This window comes from Parachryseolinea silvisoli, assembly GCF_021190955.1.
Classification (GTDB): domain Bacteria; phylum Bacteroidota; class Bacteroidia; order Cytophagales; family Cyclobacteriaceae; genus Ohtaekwangia; species Ohtaekwangia silvisoli.
On record NZ_JAIOAO010000001.1, the window covers coordinates 1292592 to 1310657 of the forward strand.

General features: G+C 51.4%; 18 protein-coding genes. 13 read left to right on the forward strand and 5 right to left on the reverse strand.

Annotated elements, in window-relative coordinates; translation table 11 throughout:
• Positions 1 to 9: 9 nt before the first annotated feature.
• Together K7P01_RS05340 and K7P01_RS05345 are read right to left on the reverse strand one after the other, a co-directional pair.
• Entirely contained in the window at positions 10 to 2487 is a 2478-nt protein-coding gene (locus K7P01_RS05340) for an FtsK/SpoIIIE family DNA translocase (protein WP_267290647.1), read from the reverse strand.
• 67 nt (positions 2488 to 2554) lie between these two features.
• A complete protein-coding gene (locus tag K7P01_RS05345) occupies positions 2555 to 3595 on the reverse strand; it encodes a quinone-dependent dihydroorotate dehydrogenase (RefSeq protein WP_267290649.1) in 1041 nt (346 codons plus the stop codon).
• Positions 3596 to 3691: 96 nt separating this feature from the next.
• Here K7P01_RS05345 and K7P01_RS05350 point away from each other — a divergent pair, with 96 nt between their 5' ends.
• On the forward strand, positions 3692 to 4213 hold the full coding sequence (locus K7P01_RS05350; RefSeq protein WP_267290651.1) for a porin family protein: 522 nt from the start codon (positions 3692 to 3694) through the stop codon (positions 4211 to 4213).
• A 56-nt stretch (positions 4214 to 4269) separates the two neighbouring features.
• On the opposite strand, the gene K7P01_RS05355 is transcribed toward K7P01_RS05350, so the two are convergent.
• Together K7P01_RS05355 and xerD are read right to left on the reverse strand one after the other, a co-directional pair.
• Positions 4270 to 4809, reverse strand: a complete 540-nt coding sequence (locus K7P01_RS05355; RefSeq protein ID WP_267290653.1) for a DUF4136 domain-containing protein — start codon at positions 4807 to 4809, stop codon at positions 4270 to 4272.
• Between the two features lie 96 nt (positions 4810 to 4905).
• Positions 4906 to 5814, reverse strand: coding sequence for a site-specific tyrosine recombinase XerD (gene xerD / locus K7P01_RS05360; protein WP_267290655.1), 909 nt, complete (start codon positions 5812 to 5814; stop codon positions 4906 to 4908).
• Between the two features lie 84 nt (positions 5815 to 5898).
• On the opposite strand from xerD, the gene aroQ reads away from it, so the two are divergent.
• The 9 genes from aroQ to rnhA all read left to right on the forward strand — a co-directional run bounded on the left by aroQ (position 5899) and on the right by rnhA (position 12927).
• The gene (gene aroQ / locus K7P01_RS05365) at positions 5899 to 6330 is read left to right on the forward strand and encodes a type II 3-dehydroquinate dehydratase (RefSeq protein ID WP_254085755.1); all 432 of its coding nucleotides are present in this window, start codon (positions 5899 to 5901) and stop codon (positions 6328 to 6330) included.
• Entirely contained in the window at positions 6327 to 7382 is a 1056-nt protein-coding gene (locus tag K7P01_RS05370) for an aminotransferase class V-fold PLP-dependent enzyme (RefSeq protein WP_267290658.1), read from the forward strand. Before aroQ ends, K7P01_RS05370 begins: the two co-directional genes overlap by 4 nt.
• A gap of 142 nt (positions 7383 to 7524) precedes the next feature.
• A complete protein-coding gene (locus K7P01_RS05375; protein WP_267290660.1) occupies positions 7525 to 7884 on the forward strand; it encodes a hypothetical protein in 360 nt (119 codons plus the stop codon).
• A 141-nt stretch (positions 7885 to 8025) separates the two neighbouring features.
• A complete protein-coding gene (locus K7P01_RS05380) occupies positions 8026 to 8565 on the forward strand; it encodes a carbonic anhydrase (RefSeq protein ID WP_267290662.1) in 540 nt (179 codons plus the stop codon).
• A gap of 52 nt (positions 8566 to 8617) precedes the next feature.
• On the forward strand, positions 8618 to 10009 hold the full coding sequence (locus tag K7P01_RS05385; protein ID WP_267290664.1) for a hypothetical protein: 1392 nt from the start codon (positions 8618 to 8620) through the stop codon (positions 10007 to 10009).
• Between the two features lie 321 nt (positions 10010 to 10330).
• The gene (locus K7P01_RS05390; RefSeq protein ID WP_267290666.1) at positions 10331 to 10954 is read left to right on the forward strand and encodes a porin family protein; all 624 of its coding nucleotides are present in this window, start codon (positions 10331 to 10333) and stop codon (positions 10952 to 10954) included.
• A gap of 87 nt (positions 10955 to 11041) precedes the next feature.
• Complete coding sequence (locus tag K7P01_RS05395) at positions 11042 to 11785, forward strand: porin family protein (protein ID WP_267290667.1); 744 nt, start codon at positions 11042 to 11044, stop codon at positions 11783 to 11785.
• 111 nt (positions 11786 to 11896) lie between these two features.
• On the forward strand, positions 11897 to 12469 hold the full coding sequence (locus K7P01_RS05400; protein WP_267290668.1) for a MarC family protein: 573 nt from the start codon (positions 11897 to 11899) through the stop codon (positions 12467 to 12469).
• Positions 12466 to 12927 carry a ribonuclease HI gene (gene rnhA / locus K7P01_RS05405; protein WP_267290669.1) on the forward strand — a complete coding sequence of 154 codons (462 nt, stop codon included), beginning with the start codon at positions 12466 to 12468 and terminating at the stop codon, positions 12925 to 12927. The genes K7P01_RS05400 and rnhA overlap by 4 nt, the downstream gene beginning before the upstream one ends.
• Here rnhA and K7P01_RS05410 read toward each other — a convergent pair.
• Positions 12924 to 14255, reverse strand: a complete 1332-nt coding sequence (locus tag K7P01_RS05410) for a saccharopine dehydrogenase C-terminal domain-containing protein (protein ID WP_267290670.1) — start codon at positions 14253 to 14255, stop codon at positions 12924 to 12926. The two genes, rnhA and K7P01_RS05410, sit on opposite strands and share 4 nt — an antisense overlap.
• A gap of 261 nt (positions 14256 to 14516) precedes the next feature.
• Here K7P01_RS05410 and cdd point away from each other — a divergent pair, with 261 nt between their 5' ends.
• From cdd to K7P01_RS05425, 3 genes are all read left to right on the forward strand, one after another.
• Positions 14517 to 14981, forward strand: a complete 465-nt coding sequence (gene cdd, locus K7P01_RS05415; protein ID WP_267290671.1) for a cytidine deaminase — start codon at positions 14517 to 14519, stop codon at positions 14979 to 14981.
• Positions 14982 to 15057: 76 nt separating this feature from the next.
• Complete coding sequence (locus K7P01_RS05420; RefSeq protein WP_267290672.1) at positions 15058 to 16983, forward strand: GAF domain-containing protein; 1926 nt, start codon at positions 15058 to 15060, stop codon at positions 16981 to 16983.
• 261 nt (positions 16984 to 17244) lie between these two features.
• Positions 17245 to 18066, forward strand: a complete 822-nt coding sequence (locus K7P01_RS05425; protein ID WP_254085766.1) for a CheR family methyltransferase — start codon at positions 17245 to 17247, stop codon at positions 18064 to 18066.

An 18066-nucleotide genomic window follows, 5' to 3' on the forward strand; every position in this document is an offset into this window, starting at 1 on the left:
GCTGCAAAGTTAAGATTGACGGTGTCTTTCTTTTAACGATGTCAATAATTGTTCCAAACTTCCCTCGTCTACAATCAACACCTCCCGGGCCTTGCTGCCCTCAAAGGGTCCAACAATACCGGCCGCCTCAAGCTGGTCGATAAGGCGCCCAGCCCGGTTGTACCCCAGTTTGAGCTTGCGCTGGATAAGCGATGTACTGCCCTGCTGGTGCATGACAATCAGACGAGCTGCGTCTTCAAAGAGCGCATCGCGGTCAGACAGGTCCACATCCGCCACACCACCTTCGTCGTCGCCCTCGTATTCGGGTAACATGTACGCGGAGTCATAACCCCGCTGAGAACCAATAAATTCTACAACCCGTTCGATCTCGGGCGTATCGACAAATGGGCACTGCAGACGGATCACATCCGAACCTGTCGACAACAGCATGTCGCCTTGTCCCACAAGTTGGTCAGCGCCACCTGCATCAAGAATGGTGCGTGAGTCTACCTTGGATGTTACGCGGAATGACAAGCGTGCCGGGAAGTTGGCCTTGATCACACCGGTAATAACGTTTACCGACGGGCGCTGCGTTGCCACCACCAGGTGGATGCCAATGGCACGCGCCAGTTGGGCCAGGCGGGCAATCGGAGTTTCTACCTCTTTACCCGCTGTCATCATCAAGTCGGCCAGCTCGTCAATGACGAGTACGATATAGGGCAAGAAGCGGTGTCCTTCTTTGGGGTTGAGTTTCCGCGCAATGAACTTGGCGTTGTATTCCTTCAGGTTGCGCGTGCCGGCATCTTTGAGAATCTCGTACCGGTTCTCCATTTCTATACACAGCGAGTTGAGTGTATGCACTACCTTCTTGGTATCGGTAATGATGGCTTCCTCGCTGTTAGGCAGTTTGGCCAGGTAGTGTCGTTCAATCTTGCTGAACAGCGACATCTCCACCTTTTTAGGATCGACCAGCACAAACTTGAGCTGCGACGGGTGCCGCTTGTACAGCAGAGATGCCAGGATGATATTCAGACCGACCGACTTACCCTGGCCCGTGGCACCCGCTACCAGCAAGTGCGGCATTTTGGCCAGGTCGATCACCAGTACCTCGTTGGAAATGGTTTTGCCCATGACCACAGGCAGCTCCTTATCGGTTTTGGCAAATGCCGCAGAGGCAAATACCGAGCGAACGCTAACCATCTCGCGATTCTTATTCGGCACCTCGATACCGATCGTTCCCTTGCCAGGGATGGGCGCAATGATCCGAATACCCAGCGCCGACAAGCTGAGCGCAATGTCGTCTTCCAGGTTTTTGATTCGTGAGATCTTGATACCTGCATCGGGTACGATCTCGTAGAGTGTTACGGTCGGACCGATGGTAGCTTTGATGCTTTGAATGCCGATCTTGAAGTTTACCAGCGTGGCGACAATCCTGTCTTTGTTCTGATTGAGCTCTTCCTGGCTTACGCCGGCTTTACCAGTGTCGTATTCGTTCAGCAGCTCGAGCGTCGGGAATTTATAGTTGCTCAGGTCGAGGGTCGGATCATATTCGCCTTGCTCTTCCACCAGCCGCTCGGCCAGCTCGTCTGTTTCGAGGGTCTCTTCAATGATAAATTCCGGCTCGTTTTTCTTTACCGGCGGGGGTTCGGGGCGCTCTATTTCGAGCGTCAGCTCTTTGGGTTTATTCATCGCCGGTGCTACCGGGGGCGGTTTCACCAGGACAATCGGTTCAGCCTTCTCTTCTTTCTTACGCTCCGGCCAGTTGTCCTTGTCATCGGTGTACTCAGGCGCCAACGGCCCCTCGGCTACCACCTCCTCTTTTTCGCCATCGTCAGGCAAGATGGCATCATTGCCGATCGGCTTAGGATCTTTGAGTTGGAAGAGCGGAATGGCCGTTACATTAAAATAGAATATAATAAAGACAAACAATGAAAGGATCAGCAGCAGGAAGGTGCCCCAGCCAAACATGCTGTCACTCAACACGGCCATTTGATATCCAAAGCCGCCACCCAGAAAGCTCCACTCACTTACGCCATCGTTGATCATCGTCATGTAGCCAAGCAACAGGCAAAGCCACAGGCCCGAGAAGATGGAGAAGATCGTGAACGAAAATATGCGGACCAACTCGCGGTTGAAGATGATCTTGAAGCCCACCAGAAATGCCAGTGGCGGGATAAAGAAACCTGCAACGCCAAACCAGCGGAAGATAAAATAATGTGATGCTATGGCGCCCCACAGCCCCAGCCAGTTGGCCACTTCACGACCGGACTCTACCAGCGCCGAATCCTGCGTCGCTTCGACTACGCTCTGATCGGCCTTGCCCGTGAAGAGATAGGAGAACATGGACAGGAACAAAAAGATACCCACGATCATGAGGAAAAAGCCGATGGCGAGCTTAAACCGCGGATCTTTCAAAAACGCAAACGAAAAGCGGGACTTCGCAGCTTTTCCCTTCTTCTCCTTTTCCGGTTTCTTAAAGTTATTTGACTTATAGGTGTTTTGTGCCATCCGCTTTAAAAATAGGTCAAAACTAACAAAAATGTATGGATGTGCGCCCGTTCAATTTTACCGAAGCTCAGTGCAGGGCCTTTTTCCGAAGGTGCTTGTTAATGCTCTTCGCAAATGACGGTCCCTCATAGATAAAGCCAGTATACACCTGCACAAGGTCCGCACCTGCGTGGAGCTTTTCGGCGGCGTCTTCCGGCGACATGATCCCGCCCACACCTATGATCGGAAAGGATTTACCCAGTTGATTGCGCAAGTATGCGATCACTTCCGTCGAGCGTTTGGCCAGCGGTTTGCCGCTCAAACCCCCGTTGCCGATGGCGGTCACTTCCGTGGACGCAGTGCGCAGGCCTTCGCGCGAGATGGTGGTGTTCGTGGCAATGACACCGTCGGTGTTAGTTTCTTGTAAAATGGCGATGATGTCGTCTAACTGGCTTTGCGTCAGGTCAGGGGCAATCTTGAGCAACACGGGTTTATACGTTGGCTTGCTGCGGCTCAGGCCGATAACATATTGCAGCAGCTTGCGCAGGGGCTCCTTCTCTTGCAGCTCACGCAGGCCGGGCGTATTGGGCGAGCTTACGTTGATCACGAAGTAATCGACGTACGGGTACAATGCTTCAAAGCAGTACCCGTAATCGTTCAAAGCTTCTTCGTTGGGGGTGACTTTGTTCTTGCCGATGTTACCGCCGATGAGCACCTCGGATTTACGCGTCCGGAGGCGTTGCGCTGCAGCAGCAACCCCCTCGTTGTTAAAGCCCATACGGTTGATCAATGCCTGGTCCTGGGGTAGGCGAAACAGCCTGGGGGCATCGTTGCCGGCTTGCGGTTTGGGCGTAAGGGTGCCGATCTCTACAAAGCCAAAGCCCAGGCTGGCCATTGTATCCGTCAGGCGGGCATCTTTATCTAACCCCGCGGCGAGGCCAACAGGATTTTTAAATCTCAATCCAAAAAGTACACGTTCCAGTGTTGGATCCTCTATTGTAAAAAGAGCCCGCAGCAGGCGGTTGAACCCGGGAATCCTACCTTTCATCTGCAAAACAGAAAATACCATGTGATGAATGCGTTCTGGATCAATGAGAAAAAGTAGCGGGCGGACCAGGGTTTTATACATGCCGCAAAGATAAAGGGATAATGGATACGGGCGAAAATAGTATACCGATATTCTTAAATGTAGTATGTTCGCAGCTTAAATAATCAAACTCTATCTATGAAAAAAGTTTTTATCACAGCTTTGTTTGCATGCCTTGCTATGCTGCTGGCGAACACCTCGAGCTATGCACAGCAGAGTACTAAGAACCGCCTGGGTTTCCTCCTGGGGCTGGCATCGGGTGATATCGATCAGGTTGGCATTGGTGGCATCGGAGAGTTCAAAGTATCAAAGAAGGTAACAATTTCTCCTCAGCTGCTTTTCTATTTTCCGGAAGATCATGGCAACTGGCGTCATAGCTTTATGGAAATAAACTTCAACGCCAACTACTATTTCTACAACAAAGACATTTTTGAATTCTACGGGTTGGGTGGCTTGAACTTCACTCGTTTCCACTGGGAGTGGGACGGTGCGGGTCGCAACGATGACGATGGCGACAGCGACATGGAAGTAGGCCTTAACCTGGGGGGTGGTATCAACTTCGAGATCGGAAAGAATGTCGTTCCTTTCTCTGAGCTTCGTGTAACGGTAGGCGAATTCAACCAGTTCGTAATTTCGGGTGGTCTGAAATTCAACCTGTAAGCCATTATCGGATCGATATAAAAAAGTCCCGGTCAGTTGGCCGGGACTTTTTTTATTCATCGCTTTCGCTTCGGAAATTTTTTCAAGGCCTTGTACACTGCCGCATCGAGTGTCTTGTTGTCACTCATTTGCATCATGACCGTGCCGGAGCTTTTCCAAAACTCTTTGCCCGTGCGGGTGTCGTTCATGGTGATCTCGAGAATGCCTTCCTTCATGTCACGCGACCAACTGCGCGACTGGTCTACATCGGCGCCCGTAGAGGCTGGCGTTTCTCCCAGCGGACCTACGTTGCCGGATTGCGTTACCTGAAACGTGCCGGCTACATAATCTACCCGGAAGCGTGCCGCCAGGGAATCGTCCAGGTGCTTATAACCCTTTGCTTCAAGCTCGGCCACAATGGCGCGCTTCATTTGCGCCAGCAGCGTGTCTTCGCTCACGCGGCGTTCGTCTTTGGGCGTCATGATCTCTCCCTTCATGACAACAAAACTTTCGTAAGGAGCAAAATTGACGTTGGGCGGTGTGACAATTTTAAAGGATTGTGCAGCAGCGGACAGGGCCGTGAGCAATAAGAACGCAGGCAGGATACACTTTTTCATATACATTATTAATAAGAACTATCACTTAGGGGAAGTTACAAAATATTCATGCCTGTCTACCGGAGCTTTAGCGCAGGTTGGCCGCAGTTTCGGGCCTCAAGACCTGGGGTGGAATTCCTGGATAACCTGGCGGAGGTAATCGCGGTCCAGGTGCGTGTAAATCTCGGTGGTGGTAATAGATTCATGTCCAAGCATTTCCTGGACGGCCCGCAGGTCGGCGCCACCCTCGAGCAGGTGGGTGGCGAACGAGTGCCTAAAAGTGTGGGGACTGATCGCCTTGCCCAGGCCAATCGCTTTGGCGAGGTTTTTAATGATCGTAAACATCATCACCCGCGAAAGCTTACGGCCGTGGCGATTTAAGAACACATAGACACTGTCAGCCGCTTTGGGCTCTTTGTGGGGCGGGAAGCCGCGGATTTTCTCCAGATAGAGCGTTGTGTGCTTCATGGCGTCCCGGCCAATCGGCACCAGGCGCTCCTTGTTGCCTTTACCCACCACACGAATGAACCCCGTGTCGAAATACAGGTTATTTATTTTCAGGCCCACCAGCTCGCTTACGCGAAGCCCTGAGCTGTATAACACTTCGAGCATGGCGCGGTTACGGCCGCCTTCCGGGGTAGACAAGTCAATGGCCCCCAACAACTTTTCAATCTCGTGATAGGCCAGCGTGTCGGGCAGCTTGCGACCCAGGCGAGGGCCCTCGATGAGGGCCGTGGGGTCATCCTCCATCAGGCCTTCGTGCAGCATGTAGCGGTAGAAGGCTTTGATACCGGAAAGAATACGGGCCTGGCTGTGCGCGCTCATGCCCAGGTCGTGTACATATTCGAGGAAGTCGCGAAGCAGCGCCGGGGTTACTTTCAGGGGCGAGCACTGCGGGTCGCGCAGCGTCACAAACTGACGCAGCATGTTGATGTCGTGCAGGTAAGCGGCCAGGGAGTTCTCCGACAGCGAACGCTCAATCTTGAGGTAGTGGCCGAAGTGCTTTATATGGAGATCCCAATTCATGCTTCAATATTAATGGAAAGAAGTTTTTTATTATCACACACGCCTTTAACTTTCGCTTCTCACCCTGAAACGCAAGACAGGAACATGAAGATACAGATCATAAACGGCCCCAATCTAAATTTGTTAGGTAAACGTGAGCCTGGCGTCTACGGCAACCAGTCGTTCGAAGATTTCTTCGCGACACTCCGCCAACGCTACCCGGCATTTGAGTTGCACTACTATCAATCCAATGTAGAAGGTGAGCTTGTCAACAAACTGCACGAGCGGGGCTTTGACTTTGACGGTATCATTATCAACGCGGGAGCCTATACCCACACCTCCGTTGCCTTGCACGATGCTATCGGCGCCATTCGCACGCCGGTCGTGGAGGTGCATATCTCCAATGTCTATGCCCGCGAAGAATTCCGGCATAAAAGCCTGATTACGTCAAAGTGCGCGGGCATGCTGACCGGCTTCGGCATGGAAGGATATGCCCTCGCGCTCGAATATTTTAAACACAAATCACCGGCATTATGATCTCCTTCTATCCCGGCCCCTCGCGCGTGCACCGCGAACTACCGACGTATGTGCGCGACGCCTATGCGCAAGGTATCATGAGCATCAACCACCGCAGCGATGCGTTTGTGGACATGTCGAAACGCACCATCGGGTTGCTCAAACAGAAGCTTGGGATCCCGAAGAATTATACCATCTTCTTTACGTCGTCGGCCACAGAGTGTTGGGAGATCCTGGCACAGTCGATCGTAACAGACAAAAGCTACCACCTTTACAACGGTTCCTTCGGACAAAAGTGGTTTGACTACACTAAACGCATCCGTCCGCTGGCCGAGCCGATACCCTTCCATGTAAACGAGCCGCTCGATCCCACACGCCTGATCTTCGACCTGAAGGACGGCCTGCTCTGTCTAACCCACAACGAGACATCCAACGGTACGCAAGTACACAACCACATCATCAAAGCCATCAAACGCAACAATCCCTCCTACCTCGTGGCAGTTGATGCCACTTCCTCGATGGCGGGAGTGCAATTGGATTTTAAATCGGCCGACATTTGGTACGCCTCGGTACAAAAGTGTTTTGGTCTGCCGGCCGGGTTGGGTGTCATGGTGTGTTCCCCGCAAGCATTAGAGCGCGCCCGAACCATTGGTGAGCGCGCGCATTATAACAGCCTGCTCTTTATGATGGACATGATGGAGAAATGGCAAACGTCGTATACCCCCAATGTGTTGGGAATTTACCTGCTTATGCGCGTGATGGAAAAGGCCCCGCCGATCAAAGCGGTGCATGAGACTACCCTGGCACGCTACGAGCAGTGGCGTGATTTTCTAAAAAAGCGCAAAACCATACAGCACTTTGTGGAGGCCGAATCCGTGCACTCGCATACAGTCGTGCCAGTGCAGGCGGACCCTAAAGTGATGGACACTATTAAACGCTCGGCCCGCAAGGCGGGGTTGCTGCTGGGCGAAGGATATGGCGAATTTAAGGCCTCCTCGTTCCGCATTGCCAATTTCCCGGCACTGAACCAAAAAGAGGTCCGCACATTAATGACGTTCTTGCAGGATTACTAGTTATAAAGACAGGGGCCTCCCCCAGTTGCAATCGTTTTCTAAATGACGATTTATGACATGGGTAATAGACGCAGGAAAATTATCCTCCGGGGGGTTATAATTCTTCGAAAATCTTTGGACCTTTGTTTAGTAACGCGGTAACATGGCAAGAACATCCAGAAGTCTTATGCGGGTAGTGCTGATGGCCTTGCTAATTCAGATTCTGGCGCCTGTATTCCTGCCCATTGTTACCCTGGCCGCCGATATTCAAAATGACCATGTCGTCCTGCATGCGCATCACAGCCCGATCGTTATTCCGCAACTGCTGAAAGAAAAAGAAGATGACGAGACCGGGTTTAGCCACGACATCTGGGTTACGGACTATATTACGATCATTGACTTCAGCGATCATACACGGATCCTGACACAATCACATGAAAGCAGGTTTGTGCCTTGCTCGTTCTCCGAACACATCGATCTTCATCCCCCGCTCTATACGCTTTTTGGCGTCTATATAATCTGAGCTTCATCTCGTTGACGGGCTTCACGGCCCGTGGTTAACCCTGTTGCCTTGTGGCGCGGGGCGCGTACCTGAACGCACCTTTGCGGAGACTCTATCCGCATCGTCTAAAAAACAACCTACACAACACGCTAACGCTGCGATATGAAGAACCAGGTGCCCTTTAGTGCCCGGATGCGGGAAGAAAAGACGTTGATCATCGCCTGTCATGATAGCCAGGAAGAGACCGCGCACGAATTTCACGAAAATGTATTTATCCTCAGCTCACCCGGCAACGTGGTGAGACGTCATAACTACCGGCAGCAGGAAGAGCTGCGGTACTTTGTTGAAGATGAAGGCTGCCGCCAGATCGTAGTGGTGGGTCACCTCCACGACGTGGCGGTGCAGCACATTCTGCAAGATTTGTCAGACAACTCGCCCTATGCGGCATTGGTCTTTAACGGCAACACGCCCCTGGGAGTGCCGGCCGAAGATTGTATGGATGCCGCCGTATATGAGCAGGCACTGGTGGAGCTCAACACCATTCAGCAATGCAACTTGTTGATGGAGTATCATTTCATCCAGGCCCTGATCAAAGCCAGACGCCTGACTATCATCGGAGTAGTAACGGGTGGGGCGCACGGTGAACCGGCCCAGGTATTCCACAATGGAATTTCTTACAACAATCTTATTTCGTTAAATTAACTTTAGGCGGGTAAATGATATTGCCCGTAACTAAATAACTTAACGTTCTGACATGAAGAAATTTCTCTTCGCTGCCGTTGCATGGGCAGCGTTACCGGCTATTGCAGTGTGGGGCCAGGTACAACAGGCTACAACACCGCAAGAACCCGCCAGGCCCCCGCTGGAAGAGCTTCGGCTTAAACTGAATGATGACGGTCGTCATTACCTGAAGCTCACGTTCCTCAACCAGCTGTGGCTTCGTTACAACGACAGCAACCCCGGCACGGCAGTACTGGGTGACGCTTCTCCCGAGACCTTCGACATCGGTCTGCGCAGGACGCGCATTCAGTTCTATGGGCAACTGACAGACCACGTGTCGTTCTATTCACAATTCGGTCAGAACAATTTCAACTACCTGGCAGGTCAAAACGCCACCAACAGTGGCAACCGCAAATTCCAGGTATTCTTTCACGACTTCCTGGGGGAGTATAAAATTTGGAAAGACAATGACCACCTGAAGCTCGGCGGTGGTCTGACCATCGCCAACGGTTTGTCACGCTTTAGTCAACCCAGCATCGGCACGATCATGACACTTGATGTGCCGATTTTTGCACAAGCCACCGTAGATCAGACCGACGAGTTCGCGCGTAAGCTGAGTATCTATGCGCGCGGTCAACTCGGCAAGTTTGACTACCGCGTGGTATTGAGCGATCCCTTCCCCATCACCAGCAACGGTTCGCCGGCGCCGGCGATAGGGCCTGCAGCCACTTTCGCACAAGTCGGTCACCACAAACAATATCAGGGTTTCTTTATGTGGAACTTCTTTGATAAAGAAGCACACACCACACCCTATATGACGGGCACCTACCTCGGTAAAAAGAAAGTGCTCAACCTCGAGGCCGGCTTCATTACGCAGAAGAATGCCCTGTGGACCAGTGCCGACGGCGGTATCACGACAAACTACGAAGACATGACTCTGTTGTCCGCAGCGGTGTTTTACGACGCACCGCTTAACACGGAAAAGGGAACAGCCCTATCGGCTTACGCCGGATACTTCGACATGGACTACGGCACCAACTACCTGCGGTATAACGGCAGCATGAACCCTGCCAACGGACTGGTTACTGCGAATGTACCGGGCGCCAGCCAGGGCAATGCGTTCCCGATGTTTGGCACTGGCCAGGTAATCTATACACAGATCGGATACCTGCTAAAGAAAGACCTGCTGGGCGAAGGCAACGGTACACTGATGCCATACGCATCGTTGATGAGCGCAGACTACGACCGCCTGAGCGACCGCATGGACGTATGGGATATCGGCGTGAACTGGCTCATCAAAGGTCACACGAGCAAGATCACGCTCGATTACCAGAGTCGACCCACTTATCGCATCGAGGCTGGTAACGAATATGTAAAGAGCAGCACGCGCGGACAGATACTTCTACAATACCAGATCTTCTTTTAAAAGATCATAACGATATGTCTTGCGAGGAGCCCGTCTTGTCATGACAACGTTGCACCGGCCAGGCTGCACTTCGCCGGGGCGCCAGGTTAGAGTTAGGTTTGCAGACGAAAACGCCGGGTTTCCCCGGCGTTTCGATTTATATACCTTTCATATACATAATATTACACTAATCTTACAGTAACCTGGACAATCACCACCGAAGCCAGTAAAAGCAATACTATATAATAATCATGCTAAACTGCTGAAATTCTTACACCGGCCACGGGCCGCAAACAATTTCGGCTATCATTGCAGCATAAAAACCTTTTAACAAAAACACGTATGAAAAAATTTTTACTGATTGGCGCTATGGCCTTCGCCGCTGGTTTTTCGTATGGCCAAACCATCATTCCCAAAGTAGGTCTTACCCTTTCTAAATGGTCGGGTGATGATGTAGAAGATGCAAAATTTAAACCCGGCTTTACGATCGGCGCCGGCTTAAACATGCCCCTCGGTTCTGGTATGATCTCTCTCCAACCGGAGATCAACTACATTCAAAAAGGTGGAAAATTTGAAGAAGGCGACTTTTCTGACAAGTACACCGTGAACTACCTGGAAGTACCAGTGCTGGTTAAAGCTACTTTTGGTGAGGGTACGAAATTCTATGTCAACGCAGGTCCCTCAGTAGCATTTGGCTTGGGTGGCAAAAACAAGTGGGAAGAAGGTGATGAGGAAGGCGAATCCGACATCAAATTCGGCGACGAAGACGAAAACAGCGATGACTTCTACATCGAGAAAGGCACAGACATCGGTCTTCAACTTGGTGCGGGTGTGATCATTGCTGAAAAAGTAATGATCGACGTTCGCTACGGCCTGGGTCTCACGGATCTGTATGATGACTCTAGCGTAAAGAACAATGTGCTTCAGTTTACTGTAGGCATTCCGCTGTCTATCGGCGGCAAATAATTCCTGCTAAAACATTTATATTAAAACGCCTCAGCTTGCTGGGGCGTTTTGTTTATTTGCCGTTGGCTTTAACTTTTAGCTATACACATGAAGAAAATTTTACTAATCGGCGCACTTGTCGTTGCATTCCAGACTACGTATGCACAGGTCACCCTGATCCCGAAGGCCGGACTGACTTCCTCCGACATTAAGACTAAAATTGATGAACCGCGAGGTGGTAGTGACGTTGGCTTTAGCGCCAGCGATGCCCAAACCAAGCTCGGCTTTACCGTAGGTGTCGGCATCAACATTCCGATTACAAAAGCACTCTCGTTCCAGCCGGAGGTAAGCTTTATTCAAAAAGGCCGTTCAGCCGTCGTACATGTAGACGCCGTTACGGTGGGCGACATCGTCATCGGACACTATGACGCTGAGTCGAAGCTTACACTGAACTACCTGGAAATCCCAGTGTTGGCAAAGTATACTGTTAGCCTTGCGAAAGGCGCTACACAGCTCTTTGTCGTAGCGGGACCATCATTCGCCCTCGGTGTAGGAGGAAAGCTTAAACAAGAGACTACGTACAGTGATCGTGGAGTTATAACAACAACATCGAACGAGGCCAACGTAAAGTTCGGCTCTAAAACATTCTCCACCGACGAGTACGGAGTCGAAAGACGAGGCGACATTGGCCTTCAAACCGGCCTGGGCGCTCTCCTTTTTAAAAAGATCATGATTGACGTTCGTTATACCTTTGGTATGACAAAGCTCTGGGATTTTGAAGATATCGACATCAGTACCAAGAACCGGGTACTCCAATTCACTGTGGGCGTGCCATTCACGCTGAAAAAATAACAACGTATTCGTACGACCTTTTCCTTACGAAGGGCTCATCGCAGGACGATGAGCCTTTTTTATATCCCCAAACCGTTTTTTGATTAGTTTTGCACGAAAACGACAGCGTTCATGCTCAACTTGAAAGAAATCTTCTCGGTGACCCTCATCCTCTTCTCTGTCATCGACATTTTGGGGTCTATCCCCTTCATCATTACCATTCGCAAACGCGAAGGGAGGATCCACGCCGAAAAAGCTACCATCATCTCGGCTGTATTGATGATCAGTTTTCTTTTCGTTGGGCAGTCCATCCTGAGACTGTTTGGCTTGGATGTTGCATCGTTTGCTGTAGCCGGTGCCATCATCATCTTTATTGTGGCACTTGAAATGATCCTGGGCATCACGCTTATCAAAGACGATCCCGACGCCAAAGGCTCTGGCTCTATTGTGCCGCTGGCCTTTCCGCTGATCGCCGGCGCCGGTACACTTACAACCATCCTTTCGCTACGCGCGGTCTATCAGGAGTGGAACATCCTCATAGGGATCGTCCTCAACCTGGGCTTTATATACCTCGTGCTCCGTTCATCCGTGTGGCTGGAGCGTGTTATTGGTAAGTCGGGCTTTGCCGTGTTACGCCGGGTATTTGGTGTCATTCTGTTGGCTATTGCCGTGAAAATCTTTAAAACCCACGCGCTGTCATTATGATTCGTATTTATACTGACGGCGCAGCCCAAGGCAATCCGGGCCCGGGAGGTTATGGTGTCGTCATGAAATTTAAAGACGCCGTCAAAGAACTTGCCGAAGGCTTTCGCCTGACCACTAACAACCGTATGGAGCTGTTGGCGGTTATCAAAGGTCTCGAAGCCATCAAAAAAGACGGCATTGCCGTAACCATCTACTCAGACTCCAAGTATGTTGTAGACTCCGTCGAGAAAGGCTGGATTTGGACCTGGCAAAAAAAGAACTTTGACAAGAAAGCCAATCCCGACCTGTGGCAACGATACATCCCCTTGCACATGAAATTCAAACCGAAGTTTGTCTGGATCCGAGGCCATGCCGGCCATCCCGAAAACGAGCGATGCGACTTCCTGGCCGTACAAGCCGCCAGCAAAGGTCCGCTATTGATCGACGACGTATACGAGCGCACCAGCGGCGCCCGCTAAGCTTCCTCTTCCACTAAGGTGATGCCGAGTGTACTCAGCTCCGCCAAAATAGGATTATAAAACTCCGGTGTGATCGGTATCAACACCCCGCGCGCGGCGATCTTGCCTTGCAACAGCAGCCGGGCCGCAATGGCTAACGGCAGGCCTACCGTTTGGGCCATGGCCGTGCGCACCGAGTCTTCACCCGTCGCCACAAGCGATGCCTGAATTGTTTTTTTCACGCCCCCCTGCGTATACCCAAAGCGATGCCACATCACAATGAAATCTTTATCCGCAGGCTGCAACGTCCACTTCTTACTCAGAATATGCTCCAGAATTTGGGCGGGTGTACCGGTCGCCAGCCCCACGGGCTGCTCCTCCAGTAATCCCGACCACTGCAGTCGCGTCAACGCTGCTCCATGCGGCACCAAGGCAAAACGTCGCATCAACTTATCCTCGACCGAAACACCGGCATCACTCTCCAAAAAGGCATCGATAAAAGCACGGTGCGTTAACTTCTCTACGCCGTGCATAGCATACGTGTCATCACAACATCCTAATTGCACCAACACATCCCACGCTGAACAAAATCCTTCCTTGCGTAACGTGCCGCGTAGTAAGGTGCTTACACCTTCCAGTCCATACGTATCGCGGTAGCTCAGCGAATCACGGTTGGCATATCCTTCATACGCGCCATACCCGGGCACGTGCACTGCCGTGATCCGCTTGAAGAGCTGCTGGTAGGGAATATACTTATACTGACCATCGTGCAGGTAACGCGCTGTGGTCTGGCCCGCCATCACGACGTTGCGTGGGTTCCAGGTAAATTTATACCGCCAGGGATTATCAATATCGGTGTCGGGTGCGATCAGCCCCCCAGTAAACGACTCAAAGGAAGTGAGCTCGCCACCGTTGGCTTTAATACGGTCAATGACCTGCATCGCGCTCATGTGATCAATCCCCGGATCAAGCCCGCATTCGTTCAGAAAGAGCAGGCCCTTGCCCAACGTTTCCGGATGTAAGGCCTTCATCTCGGGAGATATATAGCTGGCGGTAAGCAGGTGTTTGCCTTCTTGTAAACAATAGCGGGCAACCACCGGATGCAGCATAGCGGGCAGCAGTGAGATCACCACATCTGCCTGCGCGATGGCTTCGCGACTGGCCCGCTCTTCGCCCGCATCAAACCGTAACGCCCGTCCTACCGGAGAACCTTCGAGACGTTCGGCGGCAGCCTGGACAGACAGGTCGCCTACCAGCACACTCCACTCCCGCCGACTGGCTTCATTCAATAAATAAGAAATCAGCGCAGAAGAAGACCGGCCCGCACCCAGAATCAAGACTGTTTTCATGAGAGGTTGTTTGAGATCTCAATTATAGTAAATTACAAGAACTGTCGGACACCGTGACTCCCACCAAAAAAAGAAGCCGCGTTTTAACAACCTTACAGCGACCATATAGTGACCTTTCGCCATACCAAAGCCATAGCAAAGCAAGGGGCCGCGACAAAGCTATTCCAACGCTGGCGCCGGCAAGCTATCACGAACAAGCCAGATATTGTCATTCCCACAGCTTTCCCTAGCTTTGATTACAGTAATGCCATAAAATATAACATGGGTAATTTCACCATTCTGGACACTCTTGAAGACCTCGAACCCGGCGACCAGCAGCTCGTACAAGCTGCCGTCAAAGCGTCGGCACAGGCCTATGCACCATATTCGCAATTCCATGTAGGTGCTGCTTTACTGCTCGACAATGGTGTCATAGTGACAGGCGCAAACCATGAAAACGCCGCATACCCCTCTTGTATGTGTGCAGAACGGGTGGCAATTTATGCCGCTGCGGCGCAGTATCCGGGCATGTCTATCCGCAAGCTGGCGGTAATAGCATTGCGCGGCGGGGTCGCACCATTAGTGTCAGCGTCGTCCTGCGGACCCTGCCGGCAGGTCATGCTGGAGTTCGAGCACCGGCAAAACACACCAATGGAGGTTGTGTTCCAGGCGCCCGACAACCGGTGGGTGAAGACCTCCACGGCAGCCTCGCTCCTGCCCTTTGCCTTTTCGAAGGATAATCTCTAAAAATCTGCCTGTGATCCTACATCGCCATAAATTGGTAAATTTTGGGGTTTAGCGTATTTTAGTTTACTTGCTCGCCATGAAGTTTCTGCGTGATAAATCTCTCCGCCAGATCGGTCTCTATCTGCTTCTGCTGATCACTGCGCTTTTTATCGCCGAGTACTTCATTCTCCGGCAGAAGATCAATACACTGGATGAAGTCGAACAAAAGCTTGACTTTACCCGCAGCACCCAACTATCCAGTCAGCAGATCTCACTGCTCATACAACGCTTCCGCGCACAAGACACAACAACAGCCATCGACATCCAGGCACGCCTCGTACAACAAGACGCGCAGTTGGAAATATTGGGCAACGGTGGCCGCATCAGCCGCACCGACGTCATCCTGAAGCCACTGGCACGCCTGCCCCGCATCTCGTATGACAACCTGATACGGTATTGGAATCAATACAAAGAAACTGTCACGACCTTACTTCCCGTGCGAAAGGCTGCTTCGGCAGCAACAACAATCACACCCGCTGCTGTGCCCGCGCCGATCGTTACGGACGATACAACACAATTCAGTGACAGCACACAAGCCGAGACCATCGTCCCCGAACCTGTGGCAGTAGCCGTCGCCGGGCCTGTTTTTGTACTACCGGATCCTGCCGTGGCCGCCGAGGCGCGCCTACGGCAAGAAAGCCTGGCCATTACGTTGGGCCATTGGTATGACAATCTCTTCAACGACCTCGAAGACGAAGTGGCCCGCGATAAACGCGCCGTGGAGAACTGGGTAACGATCATCATTCTATTCAACATCGCACTGTTGATCGCGCTGTACTATTGCTTCGACCGCTTTGTGTTGCGCACGATTCGCCAGTTGACCGAGACTTCCGCACGGCACGAACAAGTGTACAACTTACCACCCAACGAGATCGGCAAAATGGCAAGCCAGATCAACGAAACGCTCGAGAGCCTTAAAGACGCCACCAACTTCGTCACGGCCATTGGCCAGGGCGACCTGTCGATGGACTATCGCGAGTCGCTTGACACTGGCTACAACCGCGGCAAGAACAAGCTAGCCGACTCGCTGATCGACATGCAGGTAAAGCTCAAGAACCTGAACGAAGAAGAGCGCAAGCGTCAGTGGGCCAATGAAGGGCTAACCAAGTTTGTAGACATTCTGCGTTCGTCGAGTGATAACATCCGCGTGCTGGGTGATCAGATCATCGCATCACTGGTGCAATACACGCGCTCGAACCAGGGCGGCCTGTACATTCTCAACGACGAAGAAGAGAACAATGTGTACCTCGAACTGGTGTCGCTCTTCGCCTTTGACATCAAGAAACACGAGACCCGGCGTATCAAACCGGGTGAAGGTCTGCTGGGGCAGACCTTTCTTGAAAAAGACACAAATTATTACACGAGCTTCCCTGACGAATACGTGCGTATCACCTCCGGGTTAGGCGATGCCAACCCCCGGGCTATTTTGATCGTGCCGCTGAAGATAGACACGAAAGTATACGGTGTTGTCGAGCTCGCATCCTTCCACGAATACCAGCCGCACGAGATTGCCTTCGTCGAGCGCCTGGGCGAGACCATCGCTTCAACGATCGCCTCGGTACAGTCGGCACAAAAGAATAAACACCTTATTGAGCAGTTCCAGCAGCAGACAGAAGAGATGCGCGCACAGGAAGAGGAGATGCGCCAGAATATGGAGGAGCTGCAAGCCACCCAGGAAGAGATAGCACGCAAGGAGCAAGGGTATATCGCCCGCATTCAATCGCTCGAAGAAGAACGGAAAGGCCTTGTTTCGCCAGCCGAAGCGTTGGAAGAGGCAGCCCGCACGTTCCGCACACGGGAGGCCGACTACGTGCAGACCATTGAGTCGCTCAAAACAACAGTTGCCAGGAAGCCCGTGCGCAGCGACGATTGGCAGGTAGCCGAAGAGGTTGAAAAGACCTTCCGGGTAAACCTGGAAGCCCTGCAAATCACGCAAGAAGAACTTAACCGGAAAGTAAAATAAACACGTGTATGCCGTGTGTCAGACGGCCCACCGGCCTGTCTTTGCCGTCGGATATAGCTTGTAGATACACACTTCCAGGGGAGCTTTTTAAAGTTTTTAAATGCCTTTTTTTCAACTAATTAGATTGAATTACTTAATTTCATTACTGTAAGAAAAACGCGGCCTTCGGGTGCTTTTGAACGCGTGTAAGATTTCACTGTCAAATTCACCCCCCGGTACGTAATAGCACTTAATTTTGGGTTCCTTTATAAAGACCTGTACATGCTCGATATCGACATTGCCGACCTAAAAAAGATTTCAGAGCTTATTTACCAGAAGTACAACTATGACTTCCGGAATTATGCCATGTCGTCGTTCAAACGACGTGTGCTCCGGATCATGGAATTGAAGAAACTTTCGGTAGACGCACTTCTGAAAAAAATAACCGAACAACCAGCCTTTATCAACGAGTTCCTCGACGAGCTCACGGTAAATGTTACTGAAATGTTTCGTGACCCGAGCTTCTGGCGCATTATGCGGGAGGAGATCATTCCCGCCATCCAGCTCAATCACAAGCAATTCAAGATCTGGCACGCAGGCTGTTCGTCGGGCGAAGAAGTCGTTTCCATGTGCATTATGCTCAAAGAGATGGGCATTCTGCAAGATGTGACGCTGATTGCTACCGACCTGGATGTAAACATTCTGGAGCGCGCCAAGCAAGCCACCTACCCTGCCAAGAACATGGAGCTGAATGAGAAAAACTACATCCGGTTCCAGGGCACCAAAAGCTTCAAGGATTATTACCGCGAAGAGAATGGCAACGCCATCTTCAACAAAGACCTTTTCATGAACGTCTCCTTCCGCCGCCACGATCTGGTGCTGGGAGAGATCTTCAATAAATTCGATCTGGTATTATGCCGGAACGTCATGATCTATTTCAACCAGAACTTGCAGAACGAAGTACTGAAGAAGTTCCACGAGAGCTTGTTCAAGTACGGCTACCTGGCAATTGGTTCGAAAGAGTCATTGATCTGGTGTGATTACGCCAGCCGATTCATTGTCGTAAACAATGAGGAGAAGATATATAAGAAAATAAAAGATTAA